We start from the raw sequence: 21,563 nt of genomic DNA, 5'->3' as shown, positions 1-21,563 counted from the left end.
ATTATCTCCCCATCCAACCGCCATCGACTAATAGAGTCGTGCCGTTTACATAGCTGGCAGCGTCTGATGCTAAAAAGACAGCTGGGCCTTTAAAATCTTCTGGATTGCCCCAGCGACCTTGCGGAATACGGCCTAAAATAGCAGCACTTCGTTCAGGGTCATTTCTTAAGGCTTCAGTGTTATCTGTGTCAATATAACCAGGTGCAATTGCGTTAACGTTAACGCCTTTACCAGCCCATTCATTTGAAAGCGCCATCACTAATTGGCCAATCGCGCCTTTACTCGCTGCATAACCTGGTACAGTAATACCACCTTGGAATGTTAATAATGAAGCGGTGAAAATAATTTTGCCGCTGCCACGCTCAACCATATCTTTACCAATTTCACGGCTTAATACAAATTGTGAGTTTAAGTTAACGTCGATTACTTTATCCCATAACTCATCCCCATGCTCAGCGGCAGGTGCACGTAAAATAGTGCCGGCGTTATTCACTAAAATATCAATTTTAGGAAAATCTGATTTTACGTCTTTGATAAAACCATAAAGTGCTTCGCGATCGCCAAAGTCACATTGATACGCTTTAAAGTTACGACCTAATGCTTTAACTTCTTTTTCTACTTCAGAGCCTTCAAGCTCTAAGCTAGCAGAAACGGCAATAATATCAGCACCTGCAGCCGCTAAACCTAATGCAATACCTTTACCAATACCACGTTTTGCGCCTGTTACTAGTGCAACTTTGCCTTCAAGGCTAAATTTATCTAACATTTTTAATCCTCTAAAATTGGTTTCAATTATTCAGCGTTACATTCAACAAGGGCTTTCATACCTTGTGGATTGTTATCCATGCTAGCAAATGCATTGCCGATATCTTTTAAGCCATTAACTGAGCTAATAAAAGGTTCAACATCAACTTTACCCGTTGCAATTAAATCAATTGCCCAGTCAAAATCTGCACCTTCGTATACACGAGCACCTAATAACTCTAACTCTTTCCAGAAGAATTGAAATAAATCAATTTCAGGTTTTTGCGAATGAATTGCAACCATCACAATACGACCACGGCGAGCGGCTACTTGAGTCATCGCATCAATAGCAGGTTTTACGCCTGATACTTCAAATACGACATCTGCGCCTTTAGTGCCTGTCCACTCATCAACATAAGCGGCTAAGTCTTGCTCTAAAGGATTAACCGATTTAACCCCTAGTTTTTCTTCAGCAAATGCACGGCGTGCTTCGTTTGGTTCTGATACTAATACGTCAGCTCCCACACTTTTCGCAACAGCTGCAACTAGTTGTCCAATAGGGCCACCACCTAAAATAACCGCTTTTTCACCCGCTTTTAAACGTGAGCGACTAATATCATGACAAGCAACTGATAATGGCTCAATTAATGCGCCCTGCTTTAAACTTACACTAGCAGGCAATTTATGCAATGTACGCGCTTTTACAGTCCAGTTAGATTGGAATGCACCCGGCGTATCTATACCCATAAATTTCAGATTTTGACAAATATGAGTCAAGCCTGCTTCACAAGTAGGACACTCACCACACCAATCAAGTGGGCGAACAACGATTCTTTCACCAATATCAAAACCAGTAACGTCTGCGCCTTTTTCAACAATAGTGCCCGACATTTCGTGACCAATTGTTTGCGGTGGATTAACTCGAGCATCCATCACACCATGGTAAACGTGCATATCGGTACCACAAATGCCTACATAACCAACTGCAATTTTAACTTCATCAGCATCAGGTTTTTTATCTGTTGCCGGTACAATTTCAAAACTTTTATTACCAACATATTGTGCTGCAATCATTTGTGAAACCTCTAAGATTGTTTTATTAAATACTGACCCACTAAACTTGGATCAAACTCGACGCCAGTTCCCGCTACATTGGGTGCAACGGCTAGGCCATTTTCATCAACCACGAATGGTTGTGTAATATATTGTTCAATTGGGAATGAATGCACTTCCATATAGCCAGCATGCGGCTGAGAAGACATTAAAGAAACATGAAGTTCATGCATCCCGTGCGTACAAATAGGTAAATTATTCGCATAAGCTAGCTCTGCTACTTTCATCCACCCTGTAATACCACCAATATTAGATGCATCAGGCTGTAAAAAGCCTAACTTAGCTTGTTGAATGGCATAATTAAATTCGTAAACTGTATGTAGGTTTTCACCCATCGCTAATGGAATACTGGTGCTTTGTGCTATTCGAGCATAACCTTGGTAATCATCGGGTATAGTTGGCTCTTCAAACCATTTAATATCATATTGTTCAATAGCTTTAGCAAAACGAATCGCCGTCTCAACGGTTAACGAGTAATTAGCATCAACCATAAAAATAATATCATCACCAATTAATTCACGTACGGCGGCAACTCTTTGCACATCTTCACGGTAATCGGCTTTACCCACTTTAATTTTGACGCCTTTAAAACCGCGATCTAAATAACCCTGGATATTGTTTAATAGTTTTTCTTGGCTGAAATTTAAGTCAATTCCGCCAGCGTAACAGCGTGTTCTATCGTTCATCCCACCCGCTACTTTCCATAAAGGTTGATCTAGCTGTTTACACTTAATGTCCCACAATGCAATGTCGATAGCTGAAATCGCAAAACTTAATAAACCACCACGACCCACGTAATGCAGTTTATAAATCATGCCTTCCCATAACTGAGAAATGCGACTTGCATCTTTTCCTAATAAAAAAGGTTTAAGTTCATCTTCTACTAACGAATAAATAGCGCGACCACCAGTGCCGCCCGTATACGTATATCCCACGCCTTCAGTGCCATCATGACAACTGATCTTGCATACCACTAATTCAAAATGAGTATGATCGCCATGTTTTGCATCGCTAAGCACTTCTGCCAAAGGGATTTGGTAGTACTCAGTTTTCACTGATTTAATGATAGAACTCATAGTATCTATACTCACTAATTTAGCTTCTTTGCCCACTGAAGTATTCACGTTTTATATCCAATACTAATTAAACCTATAATTAATTGTACATTGTTAACAATTTATTTCAAACATATTTTTATCATAAGTTTATACTTATTATTTAATATCCGCACGTTTATCTAAAAACACACAGAAAATCAGAACCTTAACGCCTATTTTAAATCGTAATTTAAATTCGATTTTTTTATCTATAAATCGAAAAAATCAAATATCAGTTAAAATCTACCCTTGTATATTAAAAAATAGTTCAAAATTGTATTAAAAACTTCGTTACGGACGCTTTTTCGTTTACAATCTCTGGATACATCGTAATTGTCGTATTATTGGACTATAAAATATGAATAACAAAGTAAATAAAATAGTACCGGTTCGTGAGCAAATTGCTGATGCTTTACGGTCTGACATTATCTCGGGTGAGTTAACATCCAATACAAAATTAAACGAACAACAACTTGCTGAACGCTTTGGTGTATCTCGCGGCCCTATCCGTGATGTATTGTTAAAGTTAACTAAAGAAGGTTTATTGGTAAGCCGTAACAATGTTGGTTCGTCAGTTAGCAGCCCATTATCTGCTGAAATGCAAAAATTGAACGTTGATATTCGCCGTAAAATTGAAGAATTTGCGATTAAAAACGTGGTGACCAAAATCACAGATAAGCATGTTCAAGAGTTAGAATCAATTATTGAGCGGATGCAAGATCACTTTGATCGCGAAGAGTTCACTGAATTAACTAAAACAGATGTTGAATTTCATCAGTATTTAGTTGAGCTGGCTGGCGGTGAAGACTTAACCAATATTTGGTATCCAATCGTGATGCGTATGCGCATGAACTACAAGCGAATTAAAACGTCGCAAGCCTTAGTTGATGAACATAAACACATTGTAGATGGGTTACGCAAACAAGATGTGAAAGAAGCAATCGCGTCACTGCGCAAAAATATAAAATAATAAAAAGTGTTTTTGTGGTTATCTTTAATAGTCGTTTTAACCACGCCACAAAAACATTTGCTAATTTTATAATGACTCAGGTAGCGATAGGCAAACCAATAAAAGCGGTTTTATTTGATAAAGATGGAACCATATTTGACAGTGAAAAAATATATTGTGAGTCTTGGGTGCACAGCGCCAAAGCTTTCAATGTTCACTTTACAGCTCAAATGTATGATCAATTTGTTGGAGTAAGGGCGACTGAGTGCTATCAACGCGCACAAGCTATGTTTGGCGATGATTTCCCAATGGATGAATTTATTCGCCATAACCGAGATTACATCGATCAACAAAAACGCGCAGGGGTTCCACTTAAACCCGGGTTTAAATCGTTTTTCGACCGACTATTACTGACTAACGTGCCTATTGCTTTGGTTACCTCAAGTGCGAGAGATGCCGCTATATTGAGTTTTAGTAGGACAGAATATTTAAACCATTTTGACGCTTTTATTACCGGAGATCAGGTTGAACACGCTAAACCCGCGCCTGATTGTTATTTATTAGCGTGTGAACAACTTAACGTAAAGCCTGAAAACTGTTTAGTGTTTGAAGACTCGACTGCCGGTGTAACGGCCGCGGTTGCTGCTGGCTGCCAAACCGTTGCCATTCCTGATTATTTACCGCTGCCGGCTGACTTATTAAACCAGTGTGCGTATGTGTTCGATAGTTTTGAAGATGCCCATTTTTTATTAGATAATATATAGCTTATCTTTATCATAATCTAAAAAGTTATTTTTGTAGCCTTGCGGTAAATTCGGATTTATATTTTTTAGGCGTCACCCCAAATTGCTTTTTAAATAAAGCAATAAAATGAGATGGGCTTGAAAAGTCTAACTCAAAACTCACATCGGTAATCGACATATTAGTTTGGCTTAGCATACGCGCTGCACTGTATAGCTTATGTTGGTTTGAATATTCTGAAAAATTACAGCGAAAAACATTTTTAAACAGCCTTGAAAAGTACGAAGGCGATAAATGACAAAGCTCTGCAGCCTGTTCTAAATTAAGCTCAACATAGGTTTGATGCCTAAATAAATCGATAAGCGGTTTAAGCCGATTATAGCCAGAAGTTTCTTTTACAGGCTGGGTGTTAGGTGCTGTAACAGGTGTTGAATTTTCAAACAACCATAACAAGATTAATCTCAGTAGAGTTAAACTTTTTTGGCTATGCGGATTTTGTTGATAGGCCTGCATTAACCACTTAACTTGAATATTAAGATCAGCTAAATACGTGTTATCGAGCCGTAAATGCATCCCATGCTGAAAAAACGATGCGGCTTCATTCAAGCCTTCCTTTTCTAAAAATTCAGGTAAAAATTGAATAATATACCAAGATTTTTTTGCGTCACTCAGTTCAAAGTCATGCGTTTCTAAGCTGGGTGTAAAAACCACGTCATTATCATGTAAATCAGACTGTCCTTGGCTATAAAAATACACACCATCTATTTGTTCAAAAATAATAATCTCATGCACGTCGTGAAAGTGCATAAAACATGAATAATCATCGCCTTGATCGTATTGAACATGGTGAATTTCAAAGTTATAGCCCTTTTGAATGCAAAATGGCTCGCAATAGACTTTTGCTGGTTTCATTTTAACCTTAATCAGTGAGTGCTTTTACCATTAAACCAAAAATTCAAAAAATAGCAATTATTTGACATTTATCAGTGGTGATTTAACAGTATTAGTAAGCGACTCATGGTTCAATCTATTATTATAAATTTAAACAACTGGAAACATATTATGCTTAAATCTCGCGCTATTATTTCAGACGGTCAAGGTAACTTTAAGCTCACCACGGTTGATGTAGGCGAGCCTGCTCATGGTGAAGTACAAATAAAAATAAAAGCTTCCGGCATTTGCCATACTGACTGGGATTCAATCCAAAATTGGAACAAAGAATTTATTGTCGGTCATGAAGGCGCAGGCGTGGTAACGGCAATCGGCGAAGGCGTGACTAAAGTTAATGTAGGCGATAAGGTTATTTTAAACTGGGCCATTCCATGCGGCCAATGCTTTCAATGTTTAGAAGGTAACGCGCACATTTGTGAAAACAACTCACCTGTTTGTGGCTGCGGATTAGCAGGCCACGCCCATGGTCAAGCCAGCCAGCATAATAACAATCCAATTGAGCGCTCATTTCATTTAGGCACCATGAGCGAATACACAGTAGTTAAAGAAGCCGCAGTGGTTAAAACAGAGGTAGATATTCCATTTGAATCAGCCTCAATTGTTGGCTGTGGTGTCATGACCGGTTGGGGATCCGTGGTTAACACGACCGATTTAAAAGCCGGTTCTACCGCTTGTGTTATCGGGTGTGGCGGCGTTGGTTTAAACGTAATTCAAGGCGCAGCTTTATCAGGTGCGGCTAAAGTAATCGCCATAGATATTAGCGAAGCCAGATTAGAACAAGCGAAAAAATTTGGAGCGACTCATGGTGTTATTGCTGAAAAAAACGACGTAGACTTTAAAAAAGTAGCCCAAGCGGTTAAAGCAATAAACGGCGGCAGAGGTGCAGATTACGCATTTGAATGCACCGCCATTCCAGCCTTAGGTTCAGCACCTTTAGCTTTAATTAGAAGCGCAGGCACAGCGGTACAAGCCAGCGGCATTGAACAACGCATCGACTTTGACTGTGAATTATTTGAGTGGGATAAAATTTATATCAATCCATTATATGGCAAATGTAACCCAGAACGTGACTTTCCAAGAATTTTAGATCTGTATCAAAGCGGAAAATTAAAATTAGATGAATTAGTCACCAAAACTTACACTTTAGAAACACTCGCGCAAGGCTTTGACGACATGCTAAATGGACGTATTGCCAAAGGTGTTGTAGTAATAGACTAATCAGGAAGCGGCTAATGACAATACAACGACTTGAAGTTTCAAACCCTGAGTTTACGCCAAACAATACGCAAATGGTGACTGTACATTCGTCTCATTTAAAACGTCGTCATGACATTAACTTTTATAATGTTAATGCCAGTGGTCAAAACTTGCCGGTGATTATTTTATTACATGGTGTATATGGCAATAGCTGGGTGTGGATGAATTTAGGCGGTATTGATAAAGCTTACGAAAAAGTAAAAGCTGAATTAAATATCCCTGAGTTTATTCTAGCGATGCCCTCCGATGGCGGCCGACTAGATGGCAGCGCATACTTGCCCTCGTTGAACGCGGGTAACTATGAAAAGTGGATTGTTGAAGATGTGATTGATGCTTGTAAGCAAACGCTGGATTCAGTTACCCATAACAGCCATTTTTATATTTCAGGTTTATCTATGGGGGGTTATGGTGCGCTGCGATTGGGGGCTAAATACCCAAATTTATTTAACGGGATTTCAGCACACTCAGCCATTACTAAATTAGCCGATATGGCGCATTTTGTTGAGACGCCGCTCAGTGAATACCAATGTGAACATTCATCTGAAGCAGATGTGATGTATTGGCTTAAGAAAAATCACCATCAGCTGCCTAAAATTCGTTTTGACTGTGGGCAAGACGATGTGCTGTATGAAAGCAATTTACAGTTTGAAAAACAGTTAAAAGATGCCCAAATACCCTATTTATTTGAGCAATTTTCTGGCGGACATGAATGGGCATACTGGCATTTACATGTACAAAAAACGGTTAAGTTTTTTGCCGACATTGAACAAAGTTTGTAAGAGATAAAAAGACGATATAAAAAATAAGCCCGAGCTGGAACTTCGGGCTTATTAAAGTCCCCAAGGTTGAGGACTAGCTTCCTTGCTTTAGTTGCTCATCAGAGCACGACTACTTAACTGAGAGTTAGCACCATTTGAATTTAGCACTCAATTTAATACCTTATTAATTTGAGTTTTGGAATGTGCCTGCATCTAATACCTGACGCGTAATACGATAGCGGCAAATATAATTCCAGTTCCAACTATCATCATATTTATGACACAAGCCCCACTGTAAGCCTGGCGCTTCAATATCTTTATTCTCTGGATCACGGAAAATACCTAATGCTTCAGGTGCGCCTTTAATATGAGACATAATCTCAAAATTAATGCCATCTTTAGCCCACTGAATGGTATTTTTTTCAGGACCGTCTGTGGTAATTAATGATGCTATGCCACCATTAATATGCCAAACCGCAACTTCGTGACCTGAGTTTGAAATTGGATTATATTCAGACTTAACATAAGGACCATAAATATTATCGGCAATGGCAACCCCGTGTTTAATTTCACGGCCACCAAAATTCATGCTTTCACCCATTGTTTCGCCTTTGTAATAAAGATAAAACTTTTCATTAAAGTACATCAAACAAGGATCGTGTACTTTATGGCTATCAAAGCTACCTTTGCTTTTTACATGAAAACGATTGTCTTCATCGCCATCCCACTCGCCATCTTTTGATGGGCTTAAAATAGGCGCATCAAGTTTAACCCACGGCCCAAAAGGTGAATCGGCATGCGCCATTGCAATTTCTTCATATTGACGATTGGTATAGGGTGTTTTAACCGTTTGATACACCAAATAATAACGACCTTCATGCTCTAAAACTTCAGGCGTAAATACAGCTCTATCATCAAACGATCCAGCTTCGCCACGGCCAATTGCGCAACCTTCTTCTTTCCAGGTAATACCATCGGTCGAGCTTGCGTGCCAAACTTCGGTTAAATCCCAAGGGAATACTTTATCTTCTAAATTATCTGAGCCAAAGCCAACGGTTTCGCCTTGGCCTTTGGTATACCAAACATGGTATACACCATCAACCAAAATAACGGCTGTTGGATCACGTCTAATCACGCCGTCTTCAAATTCAAAATCACCTTTTAAAGGCTCTACATCAAATTCAATTAACCATTGAGAACCTTTATTATCATAGCCGCGTTCGATTGCTCTTTTACTCGCAAGACTTAATTTTTTTTCCGACATATTTAACCTCTATCAGTACTTTTGCATGGTAAGTTGCTAAACCGTATATTTATTTTTTATCTCTTTAAATACGTTCGGTAGCAAGCCTCAAGCTAACTGTTAAACCGTTTAAATTATATAAAACGCAATATACACGAAAAATAGTTTATTGTTAACAATTTTAATGTCATAATTCACACTTGTGTTAAATGAGTTAAGTTAAATAACGCTATTTTAGCTTAAATACTCACTCAGTTTTAGCTTCATCGTTATTATTTGCGTTACACAATTAAACATTGTGTAACGCAAATAAACCACTTTGATTTCAAGCCAAAGGGTCAAAAAACAACAACTTTAACAATGAATACATAATGGTTAAACATTATGAACTAAATACAAAAAGCAAGCTATAGCTTTACAAATAGCAATATATTTTGTTAACTATTAACATTATTTTGTACAATTAAAAACATATCATATTAAGTTGAAGGTGATAACCTATGAAAAGTACACAAGATAGACCGAGTAAATTAAGCACCAACGCTAAATTATCGGCCGTTTCGGTTTTATGTGCTTCACTACTCGCTTGCCAATCAAGTGAACCAAACGCAGAGCATGAGCAAACTATTAAAGCACAACAATCTTTATTCGATTTTGAATCTGGTACAGTTCCAGCACAAATTCAAACTAAAAATGCCAAAGTTAGCTTAATTGACAATCAAGGGATTACAAACGGCAAACAAGCTTTACAAGTTAAATTTGATTCAAAAGCGCACGAATATGCTTCTATCGATTTTGTACCTGCTCAAGGTACTTGGGATTGGAGCAAACATAAAAGCTTTAGCATTGCTTTTGATATTTCAAACCAAGGTCAATATTCAACTCAGCTATTTTTAAATGTATACGACAAAAAAGGGCAGGTTTATACCCGAAGCGTCAGTGTACCAGTTGGTGACGCCAAAACTTATTATTCAAAAATGGCTGGACACGATTTAGTTAGCCCAGACAATGAGCATGGCGAAAACGTTGAGCTTAATTTAAGTTCAGGCCTACGCTCAAACCCAGCTACGTGGGAATCAGACCAAGTTCAGTTTATTTGGATGTGGGGAACTAAAAATTTAGATACCTCAGGTATTAAACGTATTTCATTAAGCGTACAAAACAATCTGCATGATAAAGAAGTAACAATAGATAATATCCGCTTAATGCCTCACCCAAAAATGAACCCTGATTATTTAAAAAACATTGTTGATAAATTTGGTCAACCTACTCGTTTAGAATATGAAGAAAAAATTCATTCGTTAAAAGAGTTACAAGCCGTTAAAGAAAAAGAACTTGCGCGCTTAAACGACGGTGAAAAAATTGAAGATCGCTCAAAATTTAGTGGTTGGAAAGCTGGCCCTAAATTAGAAGCTACTGGTTATTTTAGAACCGAAAAAGTCGGCGATAAATGGTCGTTAGTTGATCCTGAAGGTTATTTATATTTCACAACAGGTATTGATAATGTGCGTATGTCTAATGCCACCACCTTTACCGGTTATGATTTTGACCAAAATGCCATCAACCAGCGTACGGCTGACGAATTGACTCCAGAAGATTCACAAGGTTTAAATCCGCCGCCAAAACAAGCTATTCCAACCCGCCATTTAGCCTCAGAAACTCGAGCAGACATGTTTGAATGGTTACCTGATTATAGTGATCCACTATCAAGCAACTACGGCTATCGACGCGGCGCTCACTCTGGCCCGTTAGAGCACGGTGAAGTGTTTAGTTTTTACATGGCTAACCTTGAGCGTAAATACGGTGAAACCACGCCCTACTCTTATTTAGAAGATTGGTCAAAAGTGACCGTTGACCGCATGCTAAGTTGGGGCTTTACCTCATTTGGTAACTGGATTGACCCTATGTATTACGACAATGAGCGTATTCCATATTTTGCAAATGGTTGGATCATAGGTGATTTTAAAACCGTTTCGAGCGGCAACGATTTCTGGGGTGGACTACCAGATGTATTCGATCCTAAATTTGAAGAAAGAGCCGAAGCAACCATTAAACAAGTTGCAAAAGAAGTTAACAACAGCCCTTGGTGTGTGGGTGTTTTCATTGATAACGAAAAAAGCTGGGGTCGTCCTGAATCTAAAACTTCAGAGCTAGGTATCGTTATTCATACCTTAACCAGCGATGGTGCACAATCGCCTACTAAAAACATGTTTACTGAAAAAATGAAAGCTAAATATGGTGATATTGCGCGATTAAACCAAGCTTGGAATACCCAAATTGCGTCTTGGGATGCTTTCCAAAAAGGTGGATTTGACAGCACATTAAACGAAAAAAATCAGGCACAAGTTCAGGATTACCAAAAGCTTTTGTTTGAGTATGCCAGTGAATACTTCCGCATTGTTGATGCTAAGTTAGAAAAATACATGCCTAATCACATGTATATGGGTGTTCGATTTGCCGACTGGGGTATGCCAATGCCAGTTGTTCAGGCAGCTAAAGAGTATGTCGATGTTGTAAGCTTTAACCTTTATAAAGAAGGTTTAACTAAAAACAAATGGGCATTTTTAGAAGATTTAGATATGCCAACCGTCATTGGTGAATTTCATATGGGTACAACAGCTTCTGGTTTCTTCCATCCAGGTTTAGTACATGCCTCAAGTCAAGAAGACAGAGCTCGTATGTATAAAGACTATATGCACTCAATCATAGACAATGATTATTTTATTGGCGCACATTGGTTCCAATATTTAGATTCACCTATCACTGGCCGCGCTTATGATGGCGAAAACTATAATGTTGGTTTTGTATCAGTGACTGATATTCCATACAACGCAATGGTTAAAGCTGCGCGTGAGTTACATACCGAATTGTATGAACGTCGCTTTAGTGATTTAAAAGGTAAAACATCATTAGATACAGAGTAATCATTTAACTCCCCACAAAAGCAGTTAATAAGGACATTAGCTGCTTTTTATTTAACGTAATTTCCTTTTTTACCTTCTAAATTTATAAAATCCTAACGTCTAATTATAAAATTGCATAAACTCAAACATATTGTTAACAAACAACAATTAAGATGATAGTCTATACTGGTATTACCACAAGATTTAAACATGTAATAGCGACGCCACTACAAGCCGATAACCATTTTGACAAAAAATCAATCTGCGCTCTGGGTAAAGCTCAGGTTATCACCCCTTAGGCCTAACGACTGATAAGAGATAAATTATGAAGTTTCTCAACCAAATTAAAATCAAAACAAAGATTATCATGCTGGTTTTCATTCCTTTGCTGGCAACCTTGGGTTTATCAATAGAAAGGCTCAATAACGCCTACACTGAACAAGCAAAAATGAAAGATTTAGATGTAGTGCTAAATTATGCAGATGTTACAACGCCCTACATAAATGCCACGCTAAAAGAAACCTTTTATAGCAGGTTGTATATAGATAGCTCAGCTGAAACAACAAACTTATATAAAAATAAAATGCTAGACGCGCGTCGCCTTGCTAAACAAAAAGAAGCTGACTATTTAACCTTTATTAATCAACAAGCCCAATCACTTTCGAAATTTAAGGTTTTAGACGCACAGATTAACAACCTTAAAGTCATGATAAATAATTTCCAGTATTACCGCCAAGCGGCTGATCAAAAAGTCCATATGAGCTCAAATTTTAAAACGCAACTGGGTAAGGACATACATACTATGTATGAAATGACCACCTTTATCCGCAGCCTGTTATTAAGCTTGAGCGAAATTGTCGTTATTTCAACTCAAGACGAAGCTTTAGGAAAACTAGCTAATGCTTATTACTATATTGTTGCGGCTAACGTAGAAAACAGCCTTCATAATAACTTTATTTTTACCGCAAAAAATATGACATTAGATGTTTATATTTATGGCGAAATTTTTAGAAGTGCCACAAAAACACAAAGTAATTTAGAACTATTTAGAAGCTTTGCATCTGAAACTGCATTAAATGCTTACAATAAAATGGTCAGCAACCCAGATTATAAAACAGCTGAAAAAATTGCACTACAAGCTCGTAGTAATATCTATAAAACCGTCAATAAGCCATTAACTATTGACAACGCTATTGACTGGGACTCGATCACTTCTAATGTTTTCGACATATATAACGAAACCACTCATATAGTGTCTGATGAGCTAGTGAAAACTAAAAATACCCTACTGGCCGAATCGCAATTTTTAGTTTATCAAACGTTCGCTTTTTTGATTATTTTAGTTGTCATAATCAGTTTGGTTTCTTATTTAATTGCACGCAGTATTACTAACCCACTTAAAACAGTTGTTAAATCTTGTACCGAATTAGCGAATACTAAAGATATGTCGATTAAGTTAGAAGATTCAGGAAAAGATGAATTAGCAGAATTGTCTAGCAGCTTTAATCGATTAATTAGCAGTTTTAATCACACCTTAAAGGGCGTCATTATTGAAGCCCAAACCATTCAAAATACAACGAATATCGTTAGCGGCGCAATGAATGAATCATCAGAGCTATCTAACCGTCAATTAGAGGCAACAGACAGTATCTCAGTCGCAATCAATCAAATGACAGCGACTATCAAAGAAGTGGCGAATATGGCAAGCACCACATCAGATACTGTGCATAAAGCTCATGAAATCTCAATTAACAGTGCCAAAAATGCACATACCAGTAAACAAACCATGGAAAACTTAATTGAGGAATTAGGCCACACTAGCCAAGTGGTAGGGGCGTTAAACGATGAAGCTGCACTTATTGGCAATGTGCTCAATGTGATCCAAGGTATCGCCGAGCAAACTAATTTATTAGCTTTAAACGCAGCCATTGAAGCTGCCCGAGCGGGCGAACAAGGCAGAGGGTTTGCAGTAGTCGCAGACGAAGTTAGAAGTTTAGCAAGCCGAACACAAGAGTCGACAGAACAAATAAAAAGTCAAATTGAAACCTTGCAAAATGGCGCTGGCAATGCAACAGATAAAATGAACGTATTACAAACAGAAGGCAATAAAGCCATTCAGCTCGTTGTCGAGAATGCACAAGCTTTTGAAGTTATGAAAACAGAGCTTGATCAAATTATGCAAATGGCAGTACAAATTGCCACCGCTGCTGAAGAACAAACCAGCGTATCAAATGAAATTAATGAACGAATTATCGCCATCAGAGACGATGCCGATAAAGTCACTCAAAAAACCACAGACACACAAAAAGCATCATTTGAACTTAAAGAGACAGGCGAAAAATTAAATAATTACATCAACGAATTTGATACACACTAAACAATACCTGACTTTGCTCACCAAACCAGCTGTCAAAATTAACTTGGCAGCTGCTCACCCCTTAAACAAAATCCATTAAATCAAGCTTGCCTTTACCAGCCGGGTATTGAACAATACGCACATTAAATTATTTTTCCAACGCGAAATACATCAAATTAAGAGCAATAAATAAATGTGTGAATTGCTGGGTATGTCGGCTAATGTGCCGACGGACATTTGCTTTAGTTTTTCTGGTTTGTTAGAACGAGGAGGCAATACTGGTCCACATAAAGATGGATGGGGCATTACATTTTATGAAGGTAAAGGCTGTCGGACGTTTAAAGATCCTGAGCCTAGCTGTCGGTCTGAAATCGCGAAATTGGTAAAAGCCTACCCTATTAAAAGTGTATCTGTGATCAGTCATATTAGACAAGGTAACCGAGGACCGGTCTGTTTAGAGAATACTCACCCTTTTACACGTGAACTTTGGGGGCGTGAAATTACATTTGCTCATAACGGCCAACTATCCAATTATCAAGATTTACAACCCGAACATTACCGACCAGTGGGCAATACAGACAGTGAATTGGCGTTTTGTTGGTTGCTAGATAAAATCCGGCAAAAATATCCAAGTTGTCCATCAAATATGACAGACGTATTTCGCTACGCTGCTAAATTATCACAAACGCTACGCGAAAAAGGCGTTTTTAATATGCTACTCACCGATGGTGTTTATGTACTAGCTTATTGCTCTAACAATTTACAATGGATCACACGCCGTGCGCCATTTGGCAAAGCAACATTAATTGATGCAGATATGATGATTGATTTTCAAAAAGAAACCGGCCCAAATGATGTGGTAACGGTGATCGCAACTAGGCCACTGACAAACGATGAACGCTGGAAAAAAATGCAACCCGGTGAATCTGCATTATTTAAATTAGGCGAGCTAGTTAGCTAAAATAACAAACCCTGAAAATGCGTTCAGGGTTGATTCAAAATACGGATTAAGCAACTGCCGCTTGTGAACGACCACCTTGAGTGACATTAATATCACGTAAAGGCTTAATAGGCCGTGTAGGGCCGCGTGAAGCCGCTTTATGAACATTTAATGGCGATAATTGGCTCGCCCCCATTTTTCCGGCTAAGCAAGCACGTATTTCAGATGACTTATAGCCAGCTCTTACTTTAATTCGCACATGTGCAACCCCTACGGTTTCTAGCGCGCCACGCACAAACCAATCGGCTTTCGCTTTGTAACCAACCTTTGATTCTGTATTAACTAAATCTATCGCGGCAACGGGTTCAAGCGTATGACGGTTGAGCAACACAAAATCAAGCGTTTTAGCCGATGCTTTTAATTTAGCCGCCTGTTCTGCTCTTTTATCCATACCTTGAGTCACTATTAGCATATCGGACAGCCTAACTCGATTGACCACTCTAAATTGATCACCCACTGCTTGCTCTAACTTAAGCATAAATGCACGTTCGGCTTCAGTAAACAGAGCTGGTTTTTTCTGATATGGAAAAGGTGTGCCGGTTTGCGTTAACCGAATCGCGACTGTTGCGACAACCACTAATACCAACATCATAATAATAATGACTAATTCCATAATCGACTCCACTGATAATATGTTGATCGCATCAAAATTTTGACGATCCGTTTATTTATTGACTGCTCCAGTGGTCAAAGCAAAGCTTGTGCCAAATACTTCAAGATTAATAAAAACAAGGTATAATCAGCCAATACGGCTTTTAATAAGACTATTATGCATAATTCATATTCGTTTTCTCAATTACGTACCAAACGACTTGCCAGAGCAACTCGACCTTTTTTGGCGCGAGGTATTTCTGTCGCTCGCTGTCAATCTTGTCATTTAGCACAATTTGCCTGCATTTGTAGCTGGAAACGTAAACTAAATATTCAAATGGATTTAGTATTATTGATGCATACAGATGAAATATTAAAGCCCACCAACACCGGCAAGTTAATTAGTGATATTTTGCCAAATAACTGCTTTGCATTTGAATGGTCTCGAACTGAACCTGAAAAAGCTTTACTTGCGCTGTTACAAGATCCCAACCGTTTCGTGGTGATACTGTACCCCACACAAGCCACCCGCACTGCTTATCAATCGCCGGTAAAGGCGGCGGGTAATAAAAAACTCACCCTTATTGTTATTGATGGTACTTGGCGACAAAGCAAAAAAATATTTAACTTAAGCCCTTGGTTACAGCCTTACCCCACTTTAGATTTAAGCTTAAATCAACAAGCCAGTTACGAGCTACGTAAAGCCCCTCACGCTCATCAGTTGTCGACTGCTGAAGCAACAGCTCAGGCTTTAAAACAATGCCAACAGCAAAATGCATCAGAGCTATTACACCATTATTTTAATGTATTTAACTTACATTACAGCGCAGCCAGAATAGGACAAACGCCCGCCCCTTCAATATCACATCAAGCGCTTGAGCAATATCCATAAAAAAAGCCACTCGTTTTAAATGAGCGGCTTGTTATTTATCAATATTATACTTGTGAGTAGAGGACTACTATCCAGCTTTAAAAGTCTGTTGATAAATTTCATTATCCATAATAGCTCCAGGGTGCTGCACAACTTCTCTGGCAACTGAATCTGCGTTTTTGATCGCATCAACTTGGCTGTTTTTTGCTACTCGAGAGATTAAATAGGTGCCCGCAAATGAATCACCTGCCGCAGTTGAATCAACTTGCTTAGGCGCTGGGTTAAAAGGTACATGGCAAGACTCATCACCGCTAAACCCATAAACACCGTCTTTACCTGCTTTGATCACATATTCATACACACCATTTTGTTGCATAAATGACTGCACGTCTTCCACACTATTATGTTCAAATAATTCTTCGTGTTCGTCTAAGCCTGGTAAAACAATATCGCTCACTTGATAAGCTTTAACTATCCATTCAATGGCATGAGCTTGATTACGCCACATTTTAGCTCGGTAATTTGGGTCAAACGCAATCTTGCTTCCTTTGGCTTTTAGTTTTTCTAACACATCAAACAAGCCTGCTTTATCTTCGTCCGATAAAATAGCCAGCGAAATACCACTAAAAAATACGCAATCGGCTTGAGGCAAGGTATCAGCGCCACCTTGTGCCACTAATAACTTAACCATTTGAGTAGCGGCAGATGCGCTTCTCCAGTAAGTGAACGAACGCTCACCCGTATCATCAGTTTGAATAGCATAAATACCAATATTGGCTTGTTCTGTGGTTAACACACTATCGGTCGCCAAATTTTCGCTTTTCAAATAATCTAACATTTGAACGCTGAACATATCTTGGCCTACCGCAGAATAAAAGTGCACATCAATTTCAGGCTGCCAACGTTTAGCATAAATGGCAGCGTTTAGGGTATCGCCCGCATATTTATGAATTAACTGCTGTTCAGAGTTTAACTTTAACTCCACCATGCCTTCACCTAGTGCTAATAATGAGCTCATGTATCTCCCTAGAATTGATTCGGATTAGAATATTAAAATAGCGAAAGCGCAGACTGTTATCATTAAACCTTATGCGTTTCATCATTATTATTTAGCTATTTTAATGCAGGTAAGAATAATCTTCTACAACTTGCCGCTTCAAATATAAAATTATCAGCATAACCTAAGATAATAGACGATAAATAATGGATAAATTAAACCACAAACTACAATTGTAAACAATTAATCAAAGAGAAAAGGTAGGCGGGAATATAAATTAAGACGTTAACAACAAGCCGGTATAAAAATGGATTAGTTGTTTAAACTCATTAAATTTAAACAACTAATCATAACAGCACATTAAGCGTTACAAGACTCTTTTAATGCTTTACCCGCTTTAAACGAAGGTACGTTAGCTGCTGCTATTTGGATAGTTTCGCCAGTTGAAGGGTTACGACCTTCACGAGCATTACGGTGCTTTAAGCTAAACGAACCAAATCCAATTAAATCGACACGACCGCCTTCAGATAATTCAGTCGTCACTGTTTCAATTAAAGATGAAAGTGCTTTGTTAGCGTCATTTTGAGAGATATCAGCCGATTCGGCAATTTGCTTCACGAGCTCCGATTTATTCATTTTATTTTCCTCATATATGCTTTGAGCAATAGAATTTATATAAGTTAATACTCAATTGCAATGCCTGTGAGTTGAAAAATCGTTAAAATAAGACAAGATTATAATAAATCTGAATGCACGACTAAATAATTAGACACAAAAAAGCACCACATCAAGCAAATCAAGCGCTGCAACGCTAAAATAAATATCTTTGAATATGCCAAAGTTAAATTAATTTAGCGATAGCAAAGCTTAAGCGCTAAAGCAAACTTACAATTAATTGACACTTAAATATAATTACGAGAATTCAGATAAGCTAAATAAAGATAGAGTTCTATGCAGGAGCAAATAAAAGCGAGTGCTGAACTTACTCAGTAAGATCAGCACTCGCAATTAAAATAACTAAAATACATTAGTTTGAATTAGCGTTTAAATTAAGACCAAAAATTACGCCGCTTTGTGCTGGCCTTCTGCAATTTCTTCAACCAATTTTCGATTAAACGCGTTTAAGTCGTCTGGTTTACGGCTGGTCACCAGTCCTTTATCCACTACAACTTCGGCATCAGTCCAATTCGCACCTGCATTTTTTAAATCGGTTTGAATGCTCGCGTATGAAGTCACTTTCCGGTCTTTTACGACATCCGCTTCTGCTAATAACCAAGGACCGTGGCAAATTGCCCCAACTGGCTTTTGTTTATCACCAGCAAAAAAACCTTTCACAAACTGCACTGCTTGTTCGTTAACTCTTAATAAATCTGGGTTAATTAAACCACCGGGTAACATTAAAGCGTGGTATTGCTCGGGTTTGACTTCATCTAACGTTTTATCAACTTTAATGCTATCACCCCAATTTTTGCCTTGCCAGCCGGTAATATCGCCTTGTTCTAAACTTACAACATCAACTTCTGCGCCCGCTTCTAGCAAAGCTTTTCGGGGTTCAAATAATTCACTTTGCTCAAACCCATCGGTTGCTAAAATAGCGACTTTTTTACCTGTAATATTTTTAACTGTCATCATTAACTCCTGTTCTAGATTCCAAAAATTTAACCTTTAAAGGAAATCATTAAAAAATAATCACCAAAAGATTAATTCAACATCGCTTGTTACTTGATGTTACTCGTTAGTATTTACAGCGAGTGTTAAGTTCAAACCTGAGGACGATACCAGCCTATTTCAACTTAAAAGTGTGAACTACTCGAAAAAAGTCTGCAATTCATCAATAAAACAGCTCATTTGACGTGCATTATATAAAAGAAATACCTGATGTTTTGCCCGTGTCATCGCCACATAAAACAGTCGTCGTTCTTCAGCATGTAAATAATGCTCTGCGCTAGGCAAAACCATTTCTAAGACAGCTTCAGTTTTGCGATTGGAGGGGAAAACTCTGTCATCTACCTCAATAATAATCGCATGATCAGCTTCTAACCCTTTGCTTGCATGGGCAGTCACATAACGAATATCTAACCAAGCATACTGATGCTGCTGAATATTAAATGATTTAAACATCTGCATTTTAGCCTTTGAAAAACGACCAATTAATAATACTGATTGGGCTAATGCGCTGGCTTGCGCCTGCTGATTTAACTCAGTTAATAAATAAGTTAATTGTGATTGATACGCCTGTTCTATTGATTGGGTTACATATTCAGTTGGATTGGCGATCAATTGGCTAACATCAATTAAATGCACAGCGCGTGAATTTTGCTGTTGGTGAGTTTTAATTTTTTTTGGAATTTGTGCAGGGTTTTCGCTAATAAATTGGCTGCTAATGTCATGAATTTTATTGTTAAAACGAAAAGTTTTATCAAGTGCAATTTGAGTTGATGGCGAAAAATACTGGTTAAACTGGGTAAATAAAGTTAAATCTGCTCCGTTAAAACGATAAATTGCCTGCCAATCATCTCCTACCGCAAATAAACGCACATTGGGGTGGGCTCCCAATAATGCCGTTAGTAGCTTAACTCTGCCGTTTGAAATATCTTGAAATTCATCAACTAAAATATAACGATATTGAGTTTGATAATCGCCTGATTCAATCGCTTCAATAGCCAATAAAATCATATCAGCAAAATCTATTTCATTATTCTGGCTTAAATGTAATTGGTAAGCTTGTAATAACGGCTGAAAAATTTTTAAAAACAATAAATTGTAATAATTTTCGTCAAAGTCTTTACTGTCCTTTTTTGCGAGCAAGTTTTGCATATTAGCTAGCGAATAATCGCCTTCTTTATACAAGGTTAAAAAGCGAATAATTAGCGACACCAATGCGCGCCATTGCCAGTGCTGCGTATGAATATCTTCGGGTACATCAGTTGCATTTTTTGAAAATTGATGATGGCAATATTCGTTAATCATGCGTTTGTAACTTAAATTATCAGTGATGTTTTGCACTAAAGAATCACTAATAAAATCTGCTAGTAGCGAAGCGTTTGAACTCAATGGCGATAACTTAAGTTCGGGTTGTTTTTTTGCTTTCTGAGCTTGGCATACAATCTCAAAACCTAATGCATGAAATGTACTGGCTTTAAGATCGCCAGCTTGGTTGTTTAATCTAGCTTGAATCCTTTCATTCATTTCCAGCGCTGCTTTTTGCCCAAATGCCAGCATTAAAATTTGTGCAGGCCGGGCTAAATGAGCTTGTATTAAAAACCCAGCTTTACCGATTAAAGTTGCGGTTTTACCCGTTCCAGCGCCTGCGATGACTAAAGTGTGATCGTCATTTGTGACACAAGCTTGGCGTTGGTTTTGAGTAAGTTTTTGCTTTTCAATCACATCAAAAAATGCTTTGTTTTTTGCTAATAACCTAGCCACTACTAACTGATTATGCGCCGTTCTTGCGGTTTCGCTTATCTCAGACAAATTCACTTTTTTAGCCAACGCAAATACTTGGTTGGCTAGCGGATGTTTAATATCATTCGCCTTAATATTCAAGCTGGTAAATTGAGCTGCCAGCGAATATAGCTCAACCAAAGGCTGCCATTCATGGCTTGAAAAATAATGCTGTTTAGATTCCAAACGTCTTAGCGCGGATAAATAATCTTGCCAATCAAGCGACTCGTTATAATAATTTAATACACGGCCCAAAATATTTTTCCGAAACGCTCGTAAGGCTGAGTACAAGTAACCATCTAAAATTAGCGTCTTATCATTTTTAAGCTCAATACAAATAGATGAAAACCACCAACCTTTTTTAACTGTCAACGACTTAATATTTGCATAATCTAATTGAATAAACTGCTGGTTAAACTCAAGTAAAATGTTTTCAGGTTCAAGGGTGACAAGCTGCTTTGCGCCTCTGGCTTGCTGCCAAAAGCGATACAACTTACGTTGGCTGAGATTCATATAAAATATAACTAGGATAAAAAGAAGCCAGAGTG

At 38.1% G+C, this 21,563-nt stretch carries 18 protein-coding genes; 8 read left to right on the top strand and 10 right to left on the bottom strand.

What is annotated here, in order from left to right:
* Position 1: 1 nt before the first annotated feature.
* From OLW01_RS16355 to OLW01_RS16345, 3 genes are read right to left on the bottom strand one after another with little or no spacing between them, the layout of a single operon-like run.
* On the bottom strand, positions 2–766 hold the full coding sequence (locus OLW01_RS16355; RefSeq protein WP_268077033.1) for a 2,5-didehydro-3-deoxy-L-galactonate 5-reductase: 765 nt from the start codon (positions 764–766) through the stop codon (positions 2–4).
* Positions 767–792: 26 nt separating this feature from the next.
* Positions 793–1,818: a zinc-dependent alcohol dehydrogenase gene (locus tag OLW01_RS16350; protein WP_268077031.1), complete on the bottom strand. Its 1,026-nt coding sequence runs from the start codon at positions 1,816–1,818 to the stop codon at positions 793–795.
* An 11-nt stretch (positions 1,819–1,829) separates the two neighbouring features.
* The gene (locus OLW01_RS16345) at positions 1,830–2,933 is read right to left on the bottom strand and encodes a mandelate racemase/muconate lactonizing enzyme family protein (protein ID WP_268077284.1); all 1,104 of its coding nucleotides are present in this window, start codon (positions 2,931–2,933) and stop codon (positions 1,830–1,832) included.
* Positions 2,934–3,312: 379 nt separating this feature from the next.
* On the opposite strand from OLW01_RS16345, the gene OLW01_RS16340 reads away from it, so the two are divergent.
* Both OLW01_RS16340 and OLW01_RS16335 read left to right on the top strand, forming a co-directional pair.
* Entirely contained in the window at positions 3,313–3,924 is a 612-nt protein-coding gene (locus tag OLW01_RS16340; RefSeq protein WP_268077029.1) for a GntR family transcriptional regulator, read from the top strand.
* Between the two features lie 71 nt (positions 3,925–3,995).
* Positions 3,996–4,667: an HAD family hydrolase gene (locus OLW01_RS16335; protein WP_268077027.1), complete on the top strand. Its 672-nt coding sequence runs from the start codon at positions 3,996–3,998 to the stop codon at positions 4,665–4,667.
* Positions 4,668–4,692: 25 nt separating this feature from the next.
* Here the strand turns inward: OLW01_RS16335 and OLW01_RS16330 are convergent, their stop codons facing one another.
* Positions 4,693–5,556 (bottom strand): AraC family transcriptional regulator, encoded by an 864-nt coding sequence (locus tag OLW01_RS16330; RefSeq protein ID WP_268077025.1) that lies wholly within the window; start codon positions 5,554–5,556, stop codon positions 4,693–4,695.
* A 150-nt stretch (positions 5,557–5,706) separates the two neighbouring features.
* Between OLW01_RS16330 and OLW01_RS16325 the strand changes: the two genes are divergently transcribed.
* A complete protein-coding gene (locus OLW01_RS16325; protein ID WP_268077024.1) occupies positions 5,707–6,813 on the top strand; it encodes a Zn-dependent alcohol dehydrogenase in 1,107 nt (368 codons plus the stop codon).
* Positions 6,814–6,827: 14 nt separating this feature from the next.
* Entirely contained in the window at positions 6,828–7,631 is an 804-nt protein-coding gene (locus OLW01_RS16320) for an alpha/beta hydrolase (protein ID WP_268077022.1), read from the top strand.
* A gap of 163 nt (positions 7,632–7,794) precedes the next feature.
* Here OLW01_RS16320 and OLW01_RS16315 read toward each other — a convergent pair whose 3' ends face one another.
* The gene (locus OLW01_RS16315) at positions 7,795–8,874 is read right to left on the bottom strand and encodes a glycoside hydrolase family 117 protein (RefSeq protein WP_268077021.1); all 1,080 of its coding nucleotides are present in this window, start codon (positions 8,872–8,874) and stop codon (positions 7,795–7,797) included.
* Positions 8,875–9,353: 479 nt separating this feature from the next.
* Between OLW01_RS16315 and OLW01_RS16310 the strand changes: the two genes are divergently transcribed.
* The 3 genes from OLW01_RS16310 to OLW01_RS16300 all read left to right on the top strand — a co-directional run bounded on the left by OLW01_RS16310 (position 9,354) and on the right by OLW01_RS16300 (position 15,073).
* The gene (locus tag OLW01_RS16310; protein WP_268077018.1) at positions 9,354–11,777 is read left to right on the top strand and encodes a beta-galactosidase; all 2,424 of its coding nucleotides are present in this window, start codon (positions 9,354–9,356) and stop codon (positions 11,775–11,777) included.
* Positions 11,778–12,081: 304 nt separating this feature from the next.
* Positions 12,082–14,133, top strand: coding sequence for a methyl-accepting chemotaxis protein (locus OLW01_RS16305; protein ID WP_268077017.1), 2,052 nt, complete (start codon positions 12,082–12,084; stop codon positions 14,131–14,133).
* Between the two features lie 172 nt (positions 14,134–14,305).
* The gene (locus OLW01_RS16300) at positions 14,306–15,073 is read left to right on the top strand and encodes a class II glutamine amidotransferase (protein WP_268077016.1); all 768 of its coding nucleotides are present in this window, start codon (positions 14,306–14,308) and stop codon (positions 15,071–15,073) included.
* 46 nt (positions 15,074–15,119) lie between these two features.
* On the opposite strand, the gene OLW01_RS16295 is transcribed toward OLW01_RS16300, so the two are convergent.
* Complete coding sequence (locus OLW01_RS16295) at positions 15,120–15,725, bottom strand: DUF2726 domain-containing protein (protein WP_268077015.1); 606 nt, start codon at positions 15,723–15,725, stop codon at positions 15,120–15,122.
* A gap of 156 nt (positions 15,726–15,881) precedes the next feature.
* On the opposite strand from OLW01_RS16295, the gene OLW01_RS16290 reads away from it, so the two are divergent.
* A complete protein-coding gene (locus tag OLW01_RS16290) occupies positions 15,882–16,595 on the top strand; it encodes a tRNA-uridine aminocarboxypropyltransferase (protein ID WP_268077014.1) in 714 nt (237 codons plus the stop codon).
* A 67-nt stretch (positions 16,596–16,662) separates the two neighbouring features.
* On the opposite strand, the gene OLW01_RS16285 is transcribed toward OLW01_RS16290, so the two are convergent.
* The 4 genes from OLW01_RS16285 to OLW01_RS16270 all read right to left on the bottom strand — a co-directional run bounded on the left by OLW01_RS16285 (position 16,663) and on the right by OLW01_RS16270 (position 21,528).
* Positions 16,663–17,592, bottom strand: a complete 930-nt coding sequence (locus OLW01_RS16285) for a sugar kinase (RefSeq protein WP_268077013.1) — start codon at positions 17,590–17,592, stop codon at positions 16,663–16,665.
* A gap of 339 nt (positions 17,593–17,931) precedes the next feature.
* Positions 17,932–18,225, bottom strand: a complete 294-nt coding sequence (locus tag OLW01_RS16280) for an HU family DNA-binding protein (protein ID WP_428980216.1) — start codon at positions 18,223–18,225, stop codon at positions 17,932–17,934.
* Positions 18,226–18,633: 408 nt separating this feature from the next.
* Positions 18,634–19,200: a type 1 glutamine amidotransferase domain-containing protein gene (locus OLW01_RS16275; RefSeq protein ID WP_428980211.1), complete on the bottom strand. Its 567-nt coding sequence runs from the start codon at positions 19,198–19,200 to the stop codon at positions 18,634–18,636.
* Between the two features lie 177 nt (positions 19,201–19,377).
* Positions 19,378–21,528, bottom strand: coding sequence for a UvrD-helicase domain-containing protein (locus OLW01_RS16270; protein WP_268077010.1), 2,151 nt, complete (start codon positions 21,526–21,528; stop codon positions 19,378–19,380).
* Between the last annotated feature and the right edge of the window lie 35 nt (positions 21,529–21,563).

Origin of the sequence: Catenovulum adriaticum (genome assembly GCF_026725475.1) — a bacterium.
Classification (GTDB): domain Bacteria; phylum Pseudomonadota; class Gammaproteobacteria; order Enterobacterales; family Alteromonadaceae; genus Catenovulum; species Catenovulum adriaticum.
The sequence above is the reverse complement of the archived record's forward strand: the minus strand, read 5'-3'. Positions and strand labels throughout refer to the sequence as shown.